Annotated in this window: 16 protein-coding genes; 9 read left to right on the top strand and 7 right to left on the bottom strand. The window is 55.7% G+C overall.

Features of this window, described 5'->3' with window-relative positions; translation table 11 throughout:
- Positions 1-102: 102 nt before the first annotated feature.
- On the top strand, positions 103-1,416 hold the full coding sequence (locus tag CLV58_RS10395; protein WP_106137725.1) for an MFS transporter: 1,314 nt from the start codon (positions 103-105) through the stop codon (positions 1,414-1,416).
- Positions 1,417-1,434: 18 nt separating this feature from the next.
- Here the strand turns inward: CLV58_RS10395 and CLV58_RS10390 are convergent, their stop codons facing one another.
- The 3 genes from CLV58_RS10390 to CLV58_RS10380 are packed head-to-tail and all read right to left on the bottom strand — an operon-like array spanning position 1,435 to position 4,003.
- The gene (locus CLV58_RS10390; protein WP_106137724.1) at positions 1,435-2,991 is read right to left on the bottom strand and encodes an ABC transporter permease/substrate-binding protein; all 1,557 of its coding nucleotides are present in this window, start codon (positions 2,989-2,991) and stop codon (positions 1,435-1,437) included.
- Positions 2,988-3,722 (bottom strand): ABC transporter ATP-binding protein, encoded by a 735-nt coding sequence (locus CLV58_RS10385; RefSeq protein WP_106137723.1) that lies wholly within the window; start codon positions 3,720-3,722, stop codon positions 2,988-2,990. The genes CLV58_RS10390 and CLV58_RS10385 overlap by 4 nt, the downstream gene beginning before the upstream one ends.
- Entirely contained in the window at positions 3,722-4,003 is a 282-nt protein-coding gene (locus CLV58_RS10380; protein WP_106137722.1) for a DUF427 domain-containing protein, read from the bottom strand. The genes CLV58_RS10385 and CLV58_RS10380 overlap by 1 nt, the downstream gene beginning before the upstream one ends.
- Positions 4,004-4,656: 653 nt before the next feature.
- On the opposite strand from CLV58_RS10380, the gene CLV58_RS10375 reads away from it, so the two are divergent.
- From CLV58_RS10375 to CLV58_RS10350, 6 genes are all read left to right on the top strand, one after another.
- Complete coding sequence (locus CLV58_RS10375; RefSeq protein ID WP_106137721.1) at positions 4,657-5,169, top strand: response regulator transcription factor; 513 nt, start codon at positions 4,657-4,659, stop codon at positions 5,167-5,169.
- Between the two features lie 292 nt (positions 5,170-5,461).
- Positions 5,462-6,466, top strand: a complete 1,005-nt coding sequence (locus CLV58_RS10370; protein WP_281257898.1) for a sugar transferase — start codon at positions 5,462-5,464, stop codon at positions 6,464-6,466.
- A complete protein-coding gene (locus CLV58_RS10365) occupies positions 6,445-7,368 on the top strand; it encodes a glycosyltransferase family 2 protein (protein WP_106137720.1) in 924 nt (307 codons plus the stop codon). Before CLV58_RS10370 ends, CLV58_RS10365 begins: the two co-directional genes overlap by 22 nt.
- A 27-nt stretch (positions 7,369-7,395) precedes the next feature.
- Entirely contained in the window at positions 7,396-8,598 is a 1,203-nt protein-coding gene (locus CLV58_RS10360) for a glycosyltransferase family 2 protein (RefSeq protein ID WP_106137719.1), read from the top strand.
- A gap of 53 nt (positions 8,599-8,651) precedes the next feature.
- Entirely contained in the window at positions 8,652-10,121 is a 1,470-nt protein-coding gene (locus tag CLV58_RS10355) for an O-antigen ligase family protein (protein WP_106137718.1), read from the top strand.
- Between the two features lie 27 nt (positions 10,122-10,148).
- Positions 10,149-11,324, top strand: coding sequence for a glycosyltransferase (locus tag CLV58_RS10350; RefSeq protein WP_106137717.1), 1,176 nt, complete (start codon positions 10,149-10,151; stop codon positions 11,322-11,324).
- Here CLV58_RS10350 and CLV58_RS10345 read toward each other — a convergent pair.
- From CLV58_RS10345 to CLV58_RS10330, 4 genes are all read right to left on the bottom strand, one after another.
- The gene (locus CLV58_RS10345; RefSeq protein WP_106137716.1) at positions 11,308-11,940 is read right to left on the bottom strand and encodes an acyltransferase; all 633 of its coding nucleotides are present in this window, start codon (positions 11,938-11,940) and stop codon (positions 11,308-11,310) included. The genes CLV58_RS10350 and CLV58_RS10345 overlap by 17 nt on opposite strands.
- Positions 11,941-11,987: 47 nt before the next feature.
- Entirely contained in the window at positions 11,988-12,860 is an 873-nt protein-coding gene (locus tag CLV58_RS10340; RefSeq protein WP_106137715.1) for an alpha-1,2-fucosyltransferase, read from the bottom strand.
- Positions 12,857-13,825, bottom strand: a complete 969-nt coding sequence (locus CLV58_RS10335) for a hypothetical protein (RefSeq protein WP_106137714.1) — start codon at positions 13,823-13,825, stop codon at positions 12,857-12,859. Before CLV58_RS10335 ends, CLV58_RS10340 begins: the two co-directional genes overlap by 4 nt.
- Before the next feature lie 79 nt (positions 13,826-13,904).
- Entirely contained in the window at positions 13,905-14,681 is a 777-nt protein-coding gene (locus tag CLV58_RS10330) for a 4'-phosphopantetheinyl transferase family protein (RefSeq protein ID WP_211300841.1), read from the bottom strand.
- A 103-nt stretch (positions 14,682-14,784) separates the two neighbouring features.
- Between CLV58_RS10330 and CLV58_RS10325 the strand changes: the two genes are divergently transcribed.
- Complete coding sequence (locus CLV58_RS10325) at positions 14,785-15,783, top strand: T9SS type B sorting domain-containing protein (protein ID WP_106137712.1); 999 nt, start codon at positions 14,785-14,787, stop codon at positions 15,781-15,783.
- A 91-nt stretch (positions 15,784-15,874) separates the two neighbouring features.
- Positions 15,875-18,235, top strand: a complete 2,361-nt coding sequence (locus CLV58_RS10320; RefSeq protein ID WP_106137711.1) for a T9SS type A sorting domain-containing protein — start codon at positions 15,875-15,877, stop codon at positions 18,233-18,235.
- The last annotated feature ends 48 nt before the right edge of the window (positions 18,236-18,283 follow it).

Genomic DNA, 18,283 nt, shown 5'->3' with positions numbered 1-18,283 from the left:
ACGCAACGGTCTGCGCCAACTCCTGTTGACTGAGCAAAACCAACAGGTACACAAAACGTCATTCGCTGAAACACTACGGCCCGTACAAGCGGTTGACAGCCTATGACGTTACCTACCCTGACGCTGTCGCAACGACGGTCACTGCGCTACGGCACTTTTTTTTACCTCTACGTCATGCAGGGGCTGCCCTCCGGTTTCGCCCTGACCGCCGTTACCAATTACCTCGCAGCGGAAGGATTAACCCCGCAGGCTTTGGGTAGCTTTGGCGCTATCGTTGGCTTACCCTGGGGCTTTAAGTTTGTCTGGGGACCGTTTGTCGATCGGCTTCAGGCATCAGCTATGGGCCGTCGACGCCCCTGGGTACTGGCCGCTCAACTCATGGCGTTGATTGCATCCGTCGGTATCATATTCATCCGTGATCCAGTCAGTCAGTTTTCGGCGCTGGCCATTGCGTTCTCATTACACGGCGTTTTTGCATCGTTGCAGGACGTCAGCGTCGATGCCCTCGCCATCTCGACTGTAGCTGTAGCCGAGCGGGGCCGCGTCAATGCCTTTATGAAAGGCGGCATGGTCGTGGGGCAGGCAATCGGCGCGGCCGGACTGGCTTACCTGATTCGCAACGGTAGTTTTCAGCTAGCGGCTATAGCCCAGTCCGTTACGCTGCTGGCCTTTACCGTGCTGACATTTTTCATCCGGGAACAACCCGGCGACGCGTTCGTTTCGTTCAAGCGCCGGATAGTTACCCCCACCCCGGCCCCCGGCAAATTGCCGGTTACGCGACCAGACTGGTCGTTCGGCCCCCTCCTCCGTACCTTGTTACGGGCCATTCTGTTGCCCCGACCCTTGCTGATTTTTGGGGCTATCGCCCTGGTCTTCATCGGCGAACGGCTCTTCCAGCGCGCATTCAATATTCACTTAATTCAGCAACTGGGCTGGACCGACACCGATGTATCTGTACTCAGCGGCACATATGGTACGCTACTAGCGGTTTTGCTGGCGCTGTTGGGGGGGTGGCTGGCCGACACTGTTGGTGCGCAACGAATGCTGCTGGGCACCACGCTGGGCATGGCAATACTGCACATTGGGTACGCACTGGCGGCTTCGTCCTGGAACGATCCGACGGTAGCTACTGCCGGACTGGTGGTCCGTCAATCACTCGAACCAATCTTCAGCATTGCCGCGCTGCCGATGCTGATGAGTCTGTGTCAACGCGGCATCGAAGGGTCACAGTTTGCTTTTTATATGGCGATAAGCAATCAGGCAGATGTAATCGGCATTTTTCTGGCCGGGCAGTTACAACCCATGATAACGACGTCGACGCTTGGTATTGGCTGTGGAGTAGCCATGCTGGTAGCCGCAGTAGTCCTCCGGAAGACAGTGCACCAACCAAACGCGCAGGCTTCGCCGGCCAGTTGACCCAGCGCTACTAGCCGGCTATCGTTGTAGGTAACGGACCAGATCGGGTATCGAGCGAATGCCCAATGCCTGCGCCTGCTGGCGACGCATCATCAGCGCATAACTGTTGCTGAACCCCAGCGGTTTTAACCACTGTATGTTGTACGAAACCCTGAACTGCGCGTCGACAAACGCGTAGACCGAATCGGACTGCATCGACATCGTTCGCAACGTATCAGCTGGTGGTTGCAGGATGACCAGCAGGCCCGTCCCCGTGTATTCGGGGTAAAAATCGATGGCACCAGTACGCAGGGCATCAAAGCAAATCTGCGTACCGCCCAGTCCCGTCTTCGTGACCATCCGTAGTTGTGTTTGCCCCTCGATCAGTTGCCGGTAGATTTCGGCCAGAATATACTGCTCGGTAAACACCTTCGACCCCATCACAATCGTCTGCGTTCTTTCGCCCGGCGACGGCGTTTTATACAGCCCCGTCCGTTGCAGAAACTGACGCGCCACCGCTTCCGGCGACTGCTTCTGGTAATCGACCTGGTAATTCAACGTAGTCATGACGGAGTCTGACAAGCGACCAGCCAATTTATTCAGCGTTGTTCCCAGAGCCGGGTAGCGATCCAGAGCCGCCTGCCGTACGATGGGCGCGGCATCGTAGGGTGGAAATGCGTGTCGGTCATCGGCCAACACCAGTAAATCGAACGCTTTGATACGACCATCGGTTGAATAGCCACTGATAAGGTCGACCTGCCCCCGGTGAATGGCCTCGTACATCAGATTCTGGTCGATCAGCTTAGGCGTTAGCTGCAAGCCGTACGTTTTCTGCAAACCGGGATAGCCATCGGCCCGGCCATAAAACTCATGAGCGAACCCGGCAACCAGCCTATCATGTCCTGCCGGAAGCAGCGCAAACCCGGATAGCATGGGCAGCAGCAGGGCAAAGACCACCGCGCCCACACGCAGGCGCCGTCCCGATCGATGTTGCAGCCAGGCCAGACCAGCATCGAACCCAACGGCCAGTAACGCAGCCGGAATGGCACCCGCCAGAATCATACTGGTATTACTCAGCGCAATGCCACCAAAAATAAACTCACCCAACCCACCAGCAGCAACATAAGCAGCCAGGGTAGCCACGCCAACATTAATGACGGTTGCGGTACGAATACCGGCGAAAAGCACAGGTAACGCTAAGGGCAGTTCAACTTTGAGCAGGATTTGATTATCGGTCATTCCCAGCCCGCGAGCCGCATCCGTCACCGACGGGCTTACCTCCGTAATACCGACATAGGTGTTCCGAATGATGGGTAGTAGCGCATACAGGAACAGAGCGACCAGCGCCGGCCCGATACCAATACCCAGCACCGGAATCAGAAAGCCCAGCAGGGCGACGCTAGGAATCGTTTGCAGCACGCCCGCCACGCCCAGTGTTACACTCGCCAGTCGGGCATGGCGCGCAATCAAGATACCCAGCGGTACGCCGATCAGCAGCGCCAGCAGCAACGAAACAAACGTCAGTCCGATGTGAGTTAGCGTCTGGCGAAGGAGTTGATCAGCGTGGGTACCGACAAAGGCAACGAAGTCGTTCATCCGCGTAACCGGTGGGGTTTATCATCCAGAAAATCACGGACAAAATCGTTAGCCGGTCGCTGGAGTAGTTCATCAGGAGTACCGATCTGTACAAGACGGCCTTTATCCATGAGTGCAATACGATCGGCTAGTTCGATTGCTTCGCTGACGTCATGCGTAACCAGTACGACCGTTGTCTCGCTTAATTCGGTCAGACCAAAAAGCTCCCGCCTGACGTGCCGACGTGTGAATGGGTCGAGTGCGCCAAACGGCTCATCCATCAACACGACTGGTGGCCGGACTGCCAGCGCACGTGCCAGTCCTACCCGCTGGCGTTGGCCACCGCTTAGTTCAGATGGATATCGATTCAGGCTTCCTACCGGCAACTGTAGTTTATCAAGTAATTCACGGGTGCGCTGATCAATGATGTCCGGTGTCCAGTTTAGTAATCTGGGCACGGTGGCAATGGCTTCGGCCACCGTATAATGCGGAAATAGTCCCCCATCCTGGATAACATAGCCAATGCGTCGACGCAGTTCCGGAGCCGGTTGCTCCCGAACATCGATTCCGTCGATGTGAATCGTACCGCCGTCCGGCTCAACCAGCCGATTCAGCATGCGGAGTGTCGTTGTCTTGCCACAGCCGCTCGTACCGAGCAACACGAGCGTTTCACCGGCGTCCACCGACAAGGATAAATCGTCGACCGCCTTGAAACCACCAAACTGTTTGGACAGGTGCTGTATGTTTATCATCAACTCGTTACCTGAACGCCTTTCCAGAACGATACACGCCCCGCGATCTCACGCGCGGCCGGTTTTGGGTCAGGGTAATACCAGGCAGCATCGGCGTTACTCTTACCATCGACTTGTAAGTTGTAATAGGAAGCGACGCCTTTCCACGGGCAGGTCGTGTGCGTATCGCTGCTTGTTATGAAGTCAGCCCGCACCGATTCACGAGGAAAGTAGTGGTTATTTTCGACAATCACGGTGTCGTCGCTTTCCGCAATGACCTGTCCGTTCCAAATAGCTTTCATTTGTTAGTTATTTCGTAAAAAAAACACTAGTTTTTCACAAACGGGTATTGATCGGGTACGCATACGGCTAAAGCACAGCGGCCAGTTGGATAACCCGGCCCGTTGAAAAATAACGGAAATGTATCAAGGTGTAAACCGCTGTGGTAGTACCTTGTTCACGCCATCTAAAGGGCTGAAGAATAAGACAGATACGCTAGTTTATTTATATCTACACTATTATACTTATCTGTAACTTACAAGAAAATACGACTCTTCTATAGATACGTTTTCAGGAAAAAAAATACTTTTATATATCAATTAATTAGCTAAATACCAATAACATACACAAATCATATTAAAGCTTTTTAATATACACTGACCTACCGTTTAGAATATTTCTGGTGGAGCTGATTAAAATTAATCCTGCGTATTTACGGGCTTGGGAAACGCAGAAGATCAGGACAAACGTATCCACTACTCTACTGAAAGACAGGATTTTATTAACATCGTATACAGGTACGATATAACACGATATGCCGCTAATTTTTGCCTTGGGCAAATTCTAGCGGCTAACGACTGCGCTGATTTGTGTCACCAAATCAGTAACCTTGAAATGACTTACTAGTCTAATCTACAGACGACCCATCAATGTGATCCGAAACTTTACTTTGCAAATGAATAGTAAACCACGCTTGCTGATTGTTGACGGCAATCCATTTATAGCAGGAATACTGGTAGAAAATCTGAAGAGTGACTTCGCTATTTCCGTAGCAAATACCGGGCCAGAAGCTGTCCGTTTATTAACGCAGGAAAATCGATACGATTGTGTGCTGACCGAGCTGAACCTGCCGTTCGTAAACGGTCTGGAACTAACCAAGCTGATTCGGAACAACCGTTTTCTGTGCAACATACCCGTATTGGTGCTGTCGAGTGCCACAGACAGCGAAACCCGTATTCAGTGCCTGAATAATGGCGTCGACGATTTTGCCTCAAAACCCTTTAACCCGCTGGAAATACGGGCCAAACTACACGCACTGCTACGCCGGGCAGTCGCACCAGTCTACGAATCAGCTTATTCACAGCCTGATTCGGCTCGATTATTGCCCGATATCAAGTCGTTTTGGCAACAAAAGACACGCGTTCTGTCAATGATTCGACGCAGTGATCCTGTAAAGCAAAGTGCGTAACAACCAATAGCAGGCGTCACTTTGCAGGCAGTATAGTATAGCTGCTGCACGGGGCTTAGGCAAAGCGTGTGCTGATGTTCACTGGAACGGCACATCTGTCCTTACAGCCTCTTTCGTGACTACCTCAACCCTACCCTGTTTAGCATTCATTGGAGCAGACGGCTTTACCGCCAATCATCTTACTGACTCATTATCAACCCATTGCCAAGTAGTTCACTTCACAAACGCGGTTGAAGCCAGGCAGGGGTTTGCCGATGCCAGCAACATAGCGCTAGTCGTTACCGACGCACCGATGATACAAGCGGTGTACCAACTGGTGCGAGCCGACAAGCAGAAACAGAACGTACCGATCCTGATGATCATATCGCCTGACAATGCCGAGGGCACCCCAGACTCCGCACTGCCCTATGCCACTGATTTACTGGACATTACGAATATGTCGGGCGACTGGCAGGATAAGATTAATTATTACCTCGATTTGAGTACGCGTTTGGCAACGGTCTACGTTAGTGCGCCCCCAACCTATTATCAGTTCCGCCTTCCGCTATGGAAACGGAGCATCGACATTGCCGTTTCGCTATCAGCGCTCCTGCTTTTGTCGCCCCTGTTACTGATCGTGGCACTATTGATAAAACTGGATTCGAAGGGCCCGATTCTGTATAAATCGGCACGAGCCGGGGCCAATTTTCGCATCTTCAATATGTACAAATTTCGTACGATGAAGGCGATGGCAGACCGTTTGATCGGCGACATGAAGGCAAGCAATATTTATGCCAAAAAAATCAACTCGTCCGACAATAGCGAAAACGAGCAGGACGACCGGTGCAACGAGTGTCAGTTGCTGAACAGCAGTTGCCGGCAGCCGCTATTCGATCAATCGCGCGTCATTTGCGAGAAGCGCTATCTGACCGACACCGAAGGCGCGGCCAAATTCATGAAATTCCGGAACGACCCCCGGATCACCCGGCTTGGTACTTTCCTGCGCAACAGCAGCATCGACGAACTACCGCAATTACTCAATATTCTTCTGGGCGACATGTCGCTCGTTGGCAATCGCCCACTTCCCCTCTACGAAGCTGAAAAGCTGACTACCGACCAGTCGGCCCAGCGATTCGCGGGACCAGCCGGCCTGACGGGTTTGTGGCAGATCAAGAAGCGGGCGAAGGGCGAAGGGCCCGTTACCGATAGCGAACGCATCGCGCTTGACATCGAATACGCGCGTACATTTTCGTTCCGAACGGATATGTACATCATCTGGCAGACCTTATTCAGTGTATGGCAGAAGGAGAACGTCTGACCGATTCGATCCCGCTGGTATCCATCGTTACCATCAACTACAATCAGGCGGAAGTCACCCGTCAGTTTCTGGACTCGGCGCGCCTGCTGACTCATCCCCGTGTTGACATCATCGTCGTCGATAACGCATCGGAGCCAGCCCTTACCAGTTGCATCGACACGAGTCAATACCCAAACCTGACGGTTATTCGCAGTGAGGAGAATCTCGGCTTTACGGGCGGCAACAACCTGGGCATCGCCAACGCCAAAGGAGACTACTTCTTTATCGTCAACAACGACACCGAACTCAATCCCGACCTGTTGACGGAGTTGCTGAAACCGTTCGCTGCCGACAGCCGGATTGGGGTCACCTGCCCGAAGATCCGCTTCTTCAGCAACCCAACACTCGTGCAATACGCGGGCTACAATCCGATGAATATGCTGACGGGTACGGCCGTGCCGGTCGGCTACAAACTACCCGATGATCCCCGCTACGACGAACCCAGCCCCACGGCTTTTGCCCACGGCTGCGCCATGTTGGTCAAGCGGGCGGTTGTCGAGCAAGTCGGGCGGTTTGCCGAGCGTTTTTTTCTGTATTACGAAGAACTCGACTGGTCGCAACGGATACGGAACGCCGGTTTTATAATTCAGTATCAGCCATCGGCTTACATTTTGCACAAGGAGTCGATGTCGGTTGGTGAGTTCAGCCCGCTGAAAACGTATTTCCTGACCCGCAACCGGATTCTGTTTATGCGTCGGCACGGTTCGTCCGTCCAAAAGCTTGTTTTTTACTTGTTTTTCGCGGTTTGTGTGGTCCCGAAACACCTGGCAACTTATCTGCTGACGGGCAAATGGGAACATGCAAAAGCCTTTGTGCGGGGGGTACGGTGGAACCTGCACTCGCCCAGTACATCGCCGGTATAGTTTACCAAACTGATATAGCGTACCTGAATGATTAGTCTGTACTCGCTGGCCTCTGTCCTGTTCTGGCTGCTGGCTTTTGTGGTTTTTTACACGTACCTGGGTTACGGCATCGTTATCTGGGTGCTGGTCCGGTTACGCCGGGGCTACGCGGCCCCGCCAGCCCAGCCGGTCGAGCCGCTACCCAGTGTGACGATGGTGGTACCCGCGTATAACGAACGCGATTACCTGCCCGCCAAGCTGGACAACTGCCTGGCCCAAACCTACCCGGCCGATAAGCTTAATCTGCTGTTCGTCATCGAAGGCTCGACAGACGGTTCGGCGGAGTATCTGGCCAGTCGGCAACTCAGCATCCCGGCACTGTCGGTGATATCAGGTACGGAACGCCTGGGCAAGATCGTCGCGATGAACCGGGCCATGAGTCAGATCAAGACCGATATTACCATTTTCACGGATGCCAACACGACGCTGAATCGGGAAGCGGTCAGCCGATTGGTGGCCCGCTTCGCCCCCCCCAGCGTCGGTGCCGTTACGGGCGAGAAACGCATCAATACGGAAGGGAAAGAATCGGCAGCGGGCAGTGGCGAAGGGCTCTACTGGCGTTACGAGTCGTTCCTAAAAAAACTCGACGCGCAACTGTACACCATCGTCGGAGCCGCCGGGGAGTTGTTCGCCGTCCGGACATCGCTCTACGAACCGGTCGAACCCGACACGCTGCTGGATGATTTCATTATCTCGCTGCGCATTGCCCAGAAAGGCTATCGCGTCGAGTACGCGCCCGATGCTTACGCGCTGGAACGCCCGTCGCATTCGGTCAGCGAAGAAACCAAACGTAAAGTCCGTATCGCAACGGGTGGTTTTCAGGCCATTCGCCGACTGGCTCCGCTGTTGTCGGTGGGCCGCTACGGCTGGCTGAGTTTTCAGTACATTTCGCACCGTGTTCTGCGCTGGGCCGTAACCCCATTCTGCCTGCCCATACTGCTGCTACTCAATATATTACTGCTTACCCAGCCGAACGTGCCGCCACTCTGGATTGGCTTATTCTGGGCGCAGGTCCTGTTCTACATCGCTGCGGGTGTCGGGTACATCCTGGAAAGCCGACAGACGCGCTGGAAGCTGACATTCGTGCCGTTCTATTTCGTGTACATGAACGTATGCGTGCTCGCTGGCTTTCTTCGTTATCGCAGGGGCGGTCTATCGGGCAAGTGGGAGAAATCGCGCCGGGCTGCCTGATTTTACCGTATCTTCGTCGGTGATTATCACCTGTTTCTTCGTCACACCAACCCATGGCTGAACAACTCGCTCACCTTGCCGACCAACTCCGCGACAGTCGCTGGTTCTACGGCGTACTCAGCGTTTTTGTGGCCTTGCTGACGGGTTGGCTCATTGGCACGTTTGGCGTGCTTGGAGGTGCCGTCATGGTTGTGCTCCCCCTGGCACTGGCCGTCGTGGTTGGTATCTTGCTCCAACCCAAATTCGGCCTGCTGATCTATGTGACGCTGAGCTTTTTGATCGGCTTCATGCGCTTCGTACCGGGCGATGCTCCACTTGGTCTGTCGCTCGATGCGGTGCTGATGTTTACGCTGGTAGCCACGTTCATGAACGGCAAACAGATGAACTGGAAGCGGCTGCGCAGCCCGATTTTCTACCTCATGGCCATCTGGCTGTTCTACAGTATTCTGGAGTATTTCAACCCGGAGGTACCGAACCCGGTGGCCTGGTTTTACAAGGTTCGGTCGATCTCGTTCAGCTGGTTCCTGTTAGTGATTCTGACGCTGGTCATGCCCATCAGCCGGCAGGATATCCTGTGGTTTCTGCGCATGTGGCTTTTCTGGTCCTTGCTGGCGGCTTTCTGGGCGTTCAAGCAGCATTATATCGGGCTGGCCGATGCCGAAGCCCAGTGGCTGGCGGCTGGCGCGGCCAAGACGCACTTACTCTGGGGGCAACTGCGCTGTTTCTCTTTCTACTCGGACGCGGCTCAGTTCGGCGCTGAAATGGCCGGCGCTACCCTGATTACCGTCATTCTGCTTTTTGCGACGCATTCGACGGGGCACCGGCTGCTGTACATTCCCCTCTTCCTGATTTTCTTCTGGGCCTACGCGCTGTCGGGCACGCGGAGTGCGCTGTTTGTAATGATCGGGGGTATACTGGCTTATATCGCGCTACGCCGAAGCATCAAAACGATTCTCTGGGGCGTCGGCATCATGGGACCGCTCATGCTCATTTTGATGTTCACCCACATCGGCGATTCCAACTACCAGATCTGGCGCATGCGAACGGCGCTGCATCCGAAAGAAGACGCGTCGTTCATGGTGCGTATCGAAAACCAGCAGCGGCTGAAGTCGTACATGAAGGATCTGCCCTTCGGCGCTGGTTTAGGTACCTCGGGTTCGTGGGGTGCGCGCTTTGCACCGAATCATCCGGCCGCCCTGATACCGCCCGACAGCTGGTATGTCGAACTCTGGATCGAGACGGGGATGGTCGGGATGGTCCTCTACCTGCTGATTCTGGTAACCATCATCGGCATCGGTACGTACCAGATCTGGCAGTTGAAAGACCCGTGGCTGCAAACGACCATGATTCTTTTTCTGGCCGAATTCTTCGGCATCTGCGTTATGAGTTACTCCAACGCCACGCTGGGTCAGTTTCCAACCAGCACGCTGCTGGGCATTACGTCCGTCCTGTTCACGACCTGTTACCGCTGGGATCTCGATCCGGCGCGGACCGACGCACGCGTACAACCGACCTATGATTAGCCAGCCCATTCGTCGGCTCAATACCCTATGAAAGATTTCGATAGCATCGTCTGCGTCGGTCAAACCCCGTGGGAGGGCGATTTTCAAAAAGCCATCGTTCAGCTTATGGGCGAACTGGCCGCCCGGCACCGCATTCTGTATGTCGATTATCAATACACGCTGAAAGATCTGGTGATGGGGCTGGCAAAAAAACAGGCCGTTCCCGTCGGCACGCTTACGTCCCGCGCGAAGGCGTTGACCGTGAAGACACTCGCTGGCGGAACCCAGGTACACGTCTGGCAACCCCCGGTGATGTTACCCATCAACTGGCTCCAGGCCGCTGCGCACGACAGATTGATTCAGCATAACGTCAACCTGCTTGTCAGAGGTCTACGGGCCGTCATGGCGCAGTTGAACATGCATCGGCCGCTGGTCATCAATGGCTTCAATCCGGTATTCGGGTTGCCCATGCTCCACAAGCTGAATGAGGCTGGTACGATCTACTACTGCTTCGATGAGATTACAGCCAGCGACTGGATGGGTCGTCACGGGCGTCGCTACGAACCGGACTACCTCCGGCAGGTCGACGCCGTTATTACGACGTCTGATGCCCTGTGCCAAAGCAAAGCACAGCTACAGCCTAACGCGTTCTGCGTAAAAAACGGCGTCAACTTCGACCTGTTTCATCAGGCCCGGCTCCTGGCCGACAGGCAGCCGGTGGAGCGGCCGGTGGTTGGCTATCTGGGTACGGCCGATAATAGAATCGACGTTACTTTGGTTGCGCATTGCGTGCGGACAATGCCCGACGTTCTGTTTCGCTTCGTGGGGGAAGTGAACGAACCAAAGGTGCAACAGCTTTCGGATTATCCCAATGTCGAATTCGTACCGCCCCACCAGCCTCATCAACTGCCGGCGCTGCTAGCCCAGATGAGCGTTGCCATCATTCCGTACGTTTGTAACGCACACACCAACACGATCTATCCGCTGAAGATCAATGAGTACCTGGCAGCGGGCCTGCCTGTCGTATCGACGCCTTTTTCCAACCTAACTGACTTCAACGGCATTGTCGAACTGGCGGCTAGTCCGGAAGCATTTGCCGACGCGCTGGAACGTGCCCTGAATGATCGGGAACCCGCCAGCCGCGATCGGCGCGTTGCCACGGCACGGGCCAACTCCTGGGCGCGCCGGGCGGAGGAATTTGAAGCGGTTATCGAGCAGTTGTGAGCGGACCAGCCAGCCAGCGCCGGGTGTCCGCATCGTAATAACGCAGGACACGGGCCGGGTTACCGCCCACGACGGTAAAGGGCGCAACGTTGCGGGTGACAACACTCCCCCCCGCAACGACGGCATGCTTGCCCACGGTCACACCCGCCGTAATCGTCACGTTAGCCCCGATCCAGCAATCGTCTTCCAGCACAATCGGTTTGGTAATCGTCGGCTGGTAGCGAATCGGTGTGTCGATGTCCTCGTATCCGTGGTTCAGGCCCGACATCACGACATGCTGCGCGATGATGATGTTGTTACCGAGCGTTACCGGTCCGATAACGACAGTGCCGATACCCAGGTGGCAATGCTGCCCGATGTGTACATCACCAACCCCATTGTTGACCACGCTGAAATCTTCGATCGTACTCCCCGCCCCCAGCTGGAAATCATTGAACGGTACGACATCCATCCGTACCGACGAGCGAATTCGCGACGAAGCACCCCGTTTGTGAACCAGGGGGTTTACCAGCCAGCTTACCCACAGGCGGGGCCGGGCCTGTTCAGGTCGAATCAGTAGCCAGTGGATAAACCGTTTCAGTGCAGGTCGATCGTCCAGGTATTGTTTAAGATTCATGGGATTTACAGCTATGGGCGTGGCGTATTGACAAACAGATCGCAGGATCAGAGTCGTAACCAGGTGTCGGGAATCAGATCGACGGTATTCCAGGTGGGTTTGTTGCGAAACCAGGTACGGGGTGCAATCACCAGTTTGTCGGGGCGTGGATTGAGCCAGGCTCCCCACCAGCTAAAGGAGCTATTGGCAATGACGTGGTGGTGACACAGGCTCATCAGTTGCAGGTCGTCGACGTCGGCGTCAGGACCGCTGTTTCGCACGTACACATGCGGGGCGCTCAGGTGCAGGTTAGCGGCTACCCAGTCAGGATCGTCGCTGAACACGAAGAACCGCGCGTTGACAAACCGGCGATTCAGTTCGGCCAGCGCAGCCTGGTAGTAATCCAGCCCGATGAAGCCAAACGACTGACTGAACTCGGGATGGTTCACGTAATCACCCCGACGGATGTGGACCGACACAGGGCAGTCCGTTTGCGCAATTTGGTCCGCGTACCGCGCAAAGTCAGGTCCGGGTTTCCGTTGAAACGTCAGCTCGCGTCGAACGGCGTCCGCACTCGCCCGAAAATACCGCTCTGACTGCCAGAAGCCTTCCAGTGTGACGACGGCAGAACGGGCCTGTTCTACGCTTGGGTCGACGTGGAACTGCTGTTCCTGCACGAAGTGAAACACAGGCTTCAGCGTTCGGTTGGGCAACAGCTTGGTGAACTTCGAGACGTACAGGAAAGGCGAGTCATTCAGTACGTGATAGTGCGTGTTGAACCGATCCAGCTTGAACGAGCGAAGCGTATCGGTTTCATACGCCTGCCGGTAATAGCTCAGGTCGACGTAAAGCGAGGTCTTGTTTTTCAGCGCCAGATGGCGAGCCAGGGCGTACTGAAACAACTGATTTCCCAGTCCACTCGTAATGCGGGCGATAATCATGAGACGGCTTGTCCGTAGTGTTGCTCAACCAGATCGATCACCTCCTCGGGCGTCTTTGCGTGCCGGATGGTAGCGCCAGACAGGGCGGGGAATATGGTGTTGTACTCGTCGAAATGATGTTCCATCCCCCCACCGGGCCGCGACAGAATGATGTTTGTTCCTTCGAAATAACTGGCCAGCGCAGCCGTCCCGCCGTGCATCGAAATAAACCGGTCGCAATTGGCATAAACCAGCAGTTGCAGGTGATTAAAGCTGCTGACCCGATCGCGATACTGCTCATGCAGGTCGTTCATCAACAGCACCTCGGGGTGGTTTTCGCGAATCCACGCGTGTTCGCCCAGGTCCATGATTTCACTATTGTCGAGTACGATCTGCGACGACAGCGGGCGGTTATAGACGATCTGATGCGTGGTTTTGCAACGGCTGATGATGCGGTCGAGCGTTGGAATATCGAGGAAATTACGCGGTGGGCCGTCCCACTCGATATTGTATTTGTTGGCGATGACCAGCAAGGGTTTTTCGTAGCGAAACAAGTCGTTCCGATAGTGACTTTTGAACGGCACCCGCTTCCACTTCGAAAAGTCGAACGTGGGGCTATGGGTCATGTTCGGTACGTCGTAGTAGTCGTAGCCTGCCTGCCACACCCGCTTCGGGTATTTTTCCTGATGATCGGGGCTGAAATAATAGAACTCCTTCGTATTCGTGCAGGAGATGGTTTGTTTCAGCGTTCCGTTGCACTGGTGCCAGTACGCAAAGGGCAGCACGTAACGCAATTCCTGATCGAACTCGCCGTGGTAGTCCGTTACTTTATACGGCTTTTTAGCGACGTAATCGGCCTTGTAAAACTGGATCTGATTGAGCCGGGCAAAATAATTATCGCGAACGAAATAGCGCAGATCGCGTCGGATACGCGGGTACTTGAGCGTCGCTACTACGTACAGGGCCTTTAGTATCAGTCGTTGCATGGAGAACACATAGCACGTGTCGAATGAGGATGCACTCGTCCGGTACGGCTATGTATATGACCGACACACGGTAGCTCGGTCACCCAAACCGATGATACGTTAACAAATCAGATGCCGTTAGCCGATAATAGGTTGGTAATTCACGAAAAGACTGGTAAGCTACGGCCGCTGTGTGTACCGAATCGACAGCAAAGCTGTCAACGCGCCAGTTGACTTCACCAGCGTCGATAGCTAGCGGAATGACTGTTCGGCCGGCCAGCGCGGGTACGGTATCCAGCTTATCGATCAGTCCCCGCCCGATGGCTTTCAGCAACGCTTCCTTACGCGTCCAGAGTTGCAGAAAGGCAGCCGTGGCATGTTGGCTTCCCCGGACATAATGCTGCTCGGCCGCACTACAGATGGTCGGCAATAGGGTGTCGAGCAACAGGTTCACCGAAGATGACTCGACATCGATTCCGACCGGTTGCCGATCGACCGCTACCAGTACCCAGTCGCCGGCATGCGACAGGTTGACGTGCCAGCCCGTATCAGCCGGGAAGTCGGGTTTACCGTAAGGCCCCGTCAGCAGTTGAGCCGGACGCCCCGTCAGGCGGTAGCTGACCCAGCGCAGCAACAACCGGCCGTAGAGAAACCGGAGCCGGTCGGCGGGTTGCCGGAATCGATCGGCCCGCTGCCGTTCTTCGGGTGTCAGGCTGTTTAGCTTGTCTTCGGAAAGAAGGGCTACGTCACCGAGGGGAAGTCCAATTACAGACACGCCCCCCTGACGCCATTCGCCGATGGACTGCCATTGTATTGGCTCAGTCAGTTCACAGGTTACCCAGGCCATTTGTCGTGCTTTGACTCGTCGTTTTGCCAAAAATAGCAGCCTGAAGCCGCCTGTCATACAGTAGCCTGATGCCTATTAACTTACCGGGCCTGGCAAGTGACGATATGGTCACGAATTCGTCACAAGTACGGTCATGCATATCCCAACCCATCGATGTAGTAAACTAATCAGGTCCGCCTGGTTCACGCTCTGCCTGTTGGGATGGGCCGTTGTCCTAACCATATGGTCTGGCGCTCCGCTACGGGCGCAGTCGTGTACGGGCGGTCCGCCCGAATTAGCCGTCGATGAATCGTTTGGCCGATTGGGCTCTCCGGCTTCTCTCAGTAACCGCACCCGCTATCAGTTGACAACCGTTGCCTGCCCCCTCGACGGGCAGTATTCGCTGACGGATCACGTCGACGGTTCGTGCTACAACAGTCTCTGGCACACGATTTCTCAGGATCATACGCCGGGTGAAACGGGCGGGCTGATGATGGTCGTAAACGGAGCACCGGGTGCCGGAGAAGTCTTTTCGCAACTCGCTACGGGCCTGTGCGGGCAGACGACCTACGAATTTTCGCTCTGGGGCATCAACCTGCTGCGACCGGGCATCTGTACCGACCCAATCTTACCGAACCTGACCCTCCGCGTCGAAGCCGCCGACGGCACGGTCTTGCAGAACATTGACTTTGGCTCGATTCCATTGAGCGCTACCCCCGTCTGGAACCGCTTCGCAACCTTGTTTACCACCCCAGCCTCGACGGAGGGCGTCATCATCAAACTCATCAACAACCAGGGCGACCTGGGCTGCGGAAACGATATGGCCATCGACGACGTGCAGGTAAAACAATGTACGTCCTGTCCGGCCATGCCGGTGTTCGTTCCTGACGTGTTTACCCCTAACGGCGACGGTACCAACGACGTACTGGGCGTTTTTCTCACGGGCGCTACGGCCTTTACCATGACCGTGTATGACCGTTGGGGAAGCCCGGTTTTTTACAGCAATTCGCTTGACCAGCGCTGGGACGGTACGGACAAAGGAACACCGTGTTTAGCCGGTACCTACACCTGGCTGCTGACGTATCGGCAGACGGGTGCCGACCCCAACGACAAACCCATTGTGCATCGTGGCCAGGTAGTGCTGGCACGCTGACAACGTAGCGGACGATCCGATCGCCCGGCCCTGTAGTACGCGTACCTGACTAACCCGCCCGGAAACCCATCGGGCTACATTTACTTGACTGATGAAAAAGCTACTCGTTTCGACGGGGGTGTTGCTGGTGCTGTTGTTACTCCTGATGCCCCGCCCCCGGCTACTACTGGCACTCAGTACCGGGACAGAAGCCCCCACCGACACCACCAAAATCCCAATCGTAGGCGCTCGCTGGTACCAGCTCAACAACGTCAGCAACGGACTCGACGGGCTTTTCGATGGCAACACCAGTCAGGAGGTCAATACGGGGTATGGTAAACTGCTCACCAACTACGACGCCTACTACCCGCTGCGCACCGGCGAACAGATGACCATCGAGCGTATTCGCATGTACGACGGCAACGGTACCAACGTCGACGCCCCCCTAACCATTTCGATCATTACCGATACCTGGGAGCGCATCCCGATTGCCCAATTCATCGGGGATAAATACGACACCTGGGTTGGCCCGGACCCGTCCAAACCCGACGTGTTTACCCTCACCACGCCAGTCACGGGGGCCCGCTATCTGGTCATCAACACGTCGGGGGCCTATCCCACCGAACTTGAATTCTACGGGAGTTACAAACCCGGCCTATCTCCGACACCCGCGCCGACCCGGAACACGCCCCTGGCACAACAACTGGGGGTCAATGTCTTCGAGTGGAATATCGAAAGCGCCGAAGCGTCCTGGCAGGTCGACGAAACCCGCATCCCGCCCCTGAAAGGATTCACCGCCATCCGCCACTACATGGACTGGGAAAAGCTGGAATCGACACCTGGCCAGTACACGTTCAACCCCACGCTTAGCGGCAACTGGAATTACGACGCGATCTACGAACGGATGCAGACCGAAGGCATCGAGGTGCTGGCCTGTTTGAAAACCTTGCCGAAGTGGCTGGAAAACACGTACCCGGATGGGCAGCGTGACTACGAAAACGTGCCGGCGATCTATGGCCGCGACCTGACCAAACCCGCGTCGTACGTCGAGCAGGCGCGCGTCGCGTTTCAGTATGCCGCCCGCTACGGCCAGAACAAAAAAGTCGACCCGGCGCTGGTTACGGTTAGCCCGGTGAAGACATGGGCGGGCATCAATTCGGTAAAGATTGGCTTGGGCCTGATCCGGTATATCGAATGCGACAACGAGCGCGACAAAACCTGGAAGGGCCGCAACGCCTACCAGACCGCCCGCGAATATGCAGCCAACCTCTCCGCCTTCTACGACGGCCATAAAAACACGCTGGGACCGGGCGTTGGCGTAAAAAATGCGGACCCGGCCATGCTCGTCGCCATCGGCGGACTAGCCGCGTCGACCACCGATTACGTGCGGGGTATGATTGACTGGTGCCGCGAGTTTCGGGGCTATAAGGCCGACGGCAGCATCGACCTTTGCTGGGACATCATCAATCAGCACCTGTACGCCAACGATGCAGGAACGTCGCAGGACGGGGGTGGCACGCGCGGAGCCGCCCCGGAAGTGTCGGGCGTGGGGGCGCAGGCAGCCGCCTTCGTACAACTGTCGCACGAACTGGCCAACGACCGGCCAGTCTGGATCACCGAAGCGGGCTACGATACCAACCCTGGCAGCCCACTGCGGGCCATCGGCGTTGGCGACAAGACGGTCGAGCAAACACAGGCCGACTGGATTCTGCGGACGGCCCTGCTCTACAACCGCGTTGGTATCGACCGGCTGTTTTTCTACCAGTTGTACGACGAAGACCCCAAGAATCCGACGCAGTTCAGCTCGATGGGATTGATTAATGGCGACAAGAGCCGCAAACCCGCTGCCGATTTCCTCCGGCAGGTCAACAACTTGTTGGGGGCGTACCGCTTCAGCGACACAGTCCGTGTAACCAACGGCCCGGCCCGGCTGATTATCGACCGGTATGAACCCGGCCCAACCGTGACGGGCCTGGGCGAACGGCGCTCCGCCTACGTACTGCTGATCGGGGATGAGCGGGGACGAACGGGGACGTACAACTTACCCGTGCCCCGTGGCGACACCGTGCAGTTATGCATCCCCACGATCGGCCGGAGTACGATGACGCGCAGCCGGCTCGTCAGTCGGAACGGTACGGTACCTGTTCCCGTCAGCGAGACGCCTGTTTTCGTAATGCCGGGCGCAGGCCCTCCCCTGATCGATGATAGCCATGCTGATCTGTCGTCGCTACAGGTTTTTCCCAACCCCACGGCCGACTACGTCGACATCGTCCTGACCAACGACAGCGAACAACCCGTCCGGGTCGACATTTACAGCATAACCGGTCAGTTGCGGCAATCGGCACAGTTTGTGAAAGCAGACCCTACCCTGTCCGGGCGTATCAATCTGGCGAATCTACCACACGGCGTTTATCTGCTTAGCGTGCAACAGGGCCAAAGCCGTACGGTGCGAAAAATTATCCATACCCAGTAGAGACGCTTTGGCGGCTTCCCAGTCTATATAGAAGAGCGTCTATACTGT

Source organism: Spirosoma oryzae (assembly GCF_003002825.1).
GTDB lineage: Bacteria > Bacteroidota > Bacteroidia > Cytophagales > Spirosomataceae > Spirosoma > Spirosoma oryzae.
This window is presented reverse-complemented; position numbering and strand designations above follow the sequence as displayed.

Excerpts from the sequence above, each read along its gene's own strand:
- CLV58_RS10365 (WP_106137720.1), top strand. The coding sequence starts at position 6,445 with ATGGCAGAAGGAGAACGTCTGACCGATTCGATCCCGCTGGTATCCATC.
- CLV58_RS10360 (WP_106137719.1), top strand. The coding sequence starts at position 7,396 with ATGATTAGTCTGTACTCGCTGGCCTCTGTCCTGTTCTGGCTGCTGGCT.
- CLV58_RS10335 (WP_106137714.1), bottom strand. The coding sequence starts at position 13,825 with ATGCAACGACTGATACTAAAGGCCCTGTACGTAGTAGCGACGCTCAAG.
- CLV58_RS10380 (WP_106137722.1), bottom strand. The coding sequence starts at position 4,003 with ATGAAAGCTATTTGGAACGGACAGGTCATTGCGGAAAGCGACGACACC.
- CLV58_RS10390 (WP_106137724.1), bottom strand. The coding sequence starts at position 2,991 with ATGAACGACTTCGTTGCCTTTGTCGGTACCCACGCTGATCAACTCCTT.
- CLV58_RS10350 (WP_106137717.1), top strand. The coding sequence starts at position 10,149 with ATGAAAGATTTCGATAGCATCGTCTGCGTCGGTCAAACCCCGTGGGAG.
- CLV58_RS10355 (WP_106137718.1), top strand. The coding sequence starts at position 8,652 with ATGGCTGAACAACTCGCTCACCTTGCCGACCAACTCCGCGACAGTCGC.
- CLV58_RS10370 (WP_281257898.1), top strand. The coding sequence starts at position 5,462 with ATGATACAAGCGGTGTACCAACTGGTGCGAGCCGACAAGCAGAAACAG.
- CLV58_RS10375 (WP_106137721.1), top strand. The coding sequence starts at position 4,657 with ATGAATAGTAAACCACGCTTGCTGATTGTTGACGGCAATCCATTTATA.
- CLV58_RS10320 (WP_106137711.1), top strand. The coding sequence starts at position 15,875 with ATGAAAAAGCTACTCGTTTCGACGGGGGTGTTGCTGGTGCTGTTGTTA.
- CLV58_RS10325 (WP_106137712.1), top strand. The coding sequence starts at position 14,785 with ATGCATATCCCAACCCATCGATGTAGTAAACTAATCAGGTCCGCCTGG.
- CLV58_RS10340 (WP_106137715.1), bottom strand. The coding sequence starts at position 12,860 with ATGATTATCGCCCGCATTACGAGTGGACTGGGAAATCAGTTGTTTCAG.
- CLV58_RS10395 (WP_106137725.1), top strand. The coding sequence starts at position 103 with ATGACGTTACCTACCCTGACGCTGTCGCAACGACGGTCACTGCGCTAC.
- CLV58_RS10385 (WP_106137723.1), bottom strand. The coding sequence starts at position 3,722 with ATGATAAACATACAGCACCTGTCCAAACAGTTTGGTGGTTTCAAGGCG.
- CLV58_RS10345 (WP_106137716.1), bottom strand. The coding sequence starts at position 11,940 with ATGAATCTTAAACAATACCTGGACGATCGACCTGCACTGAAACGGTTT.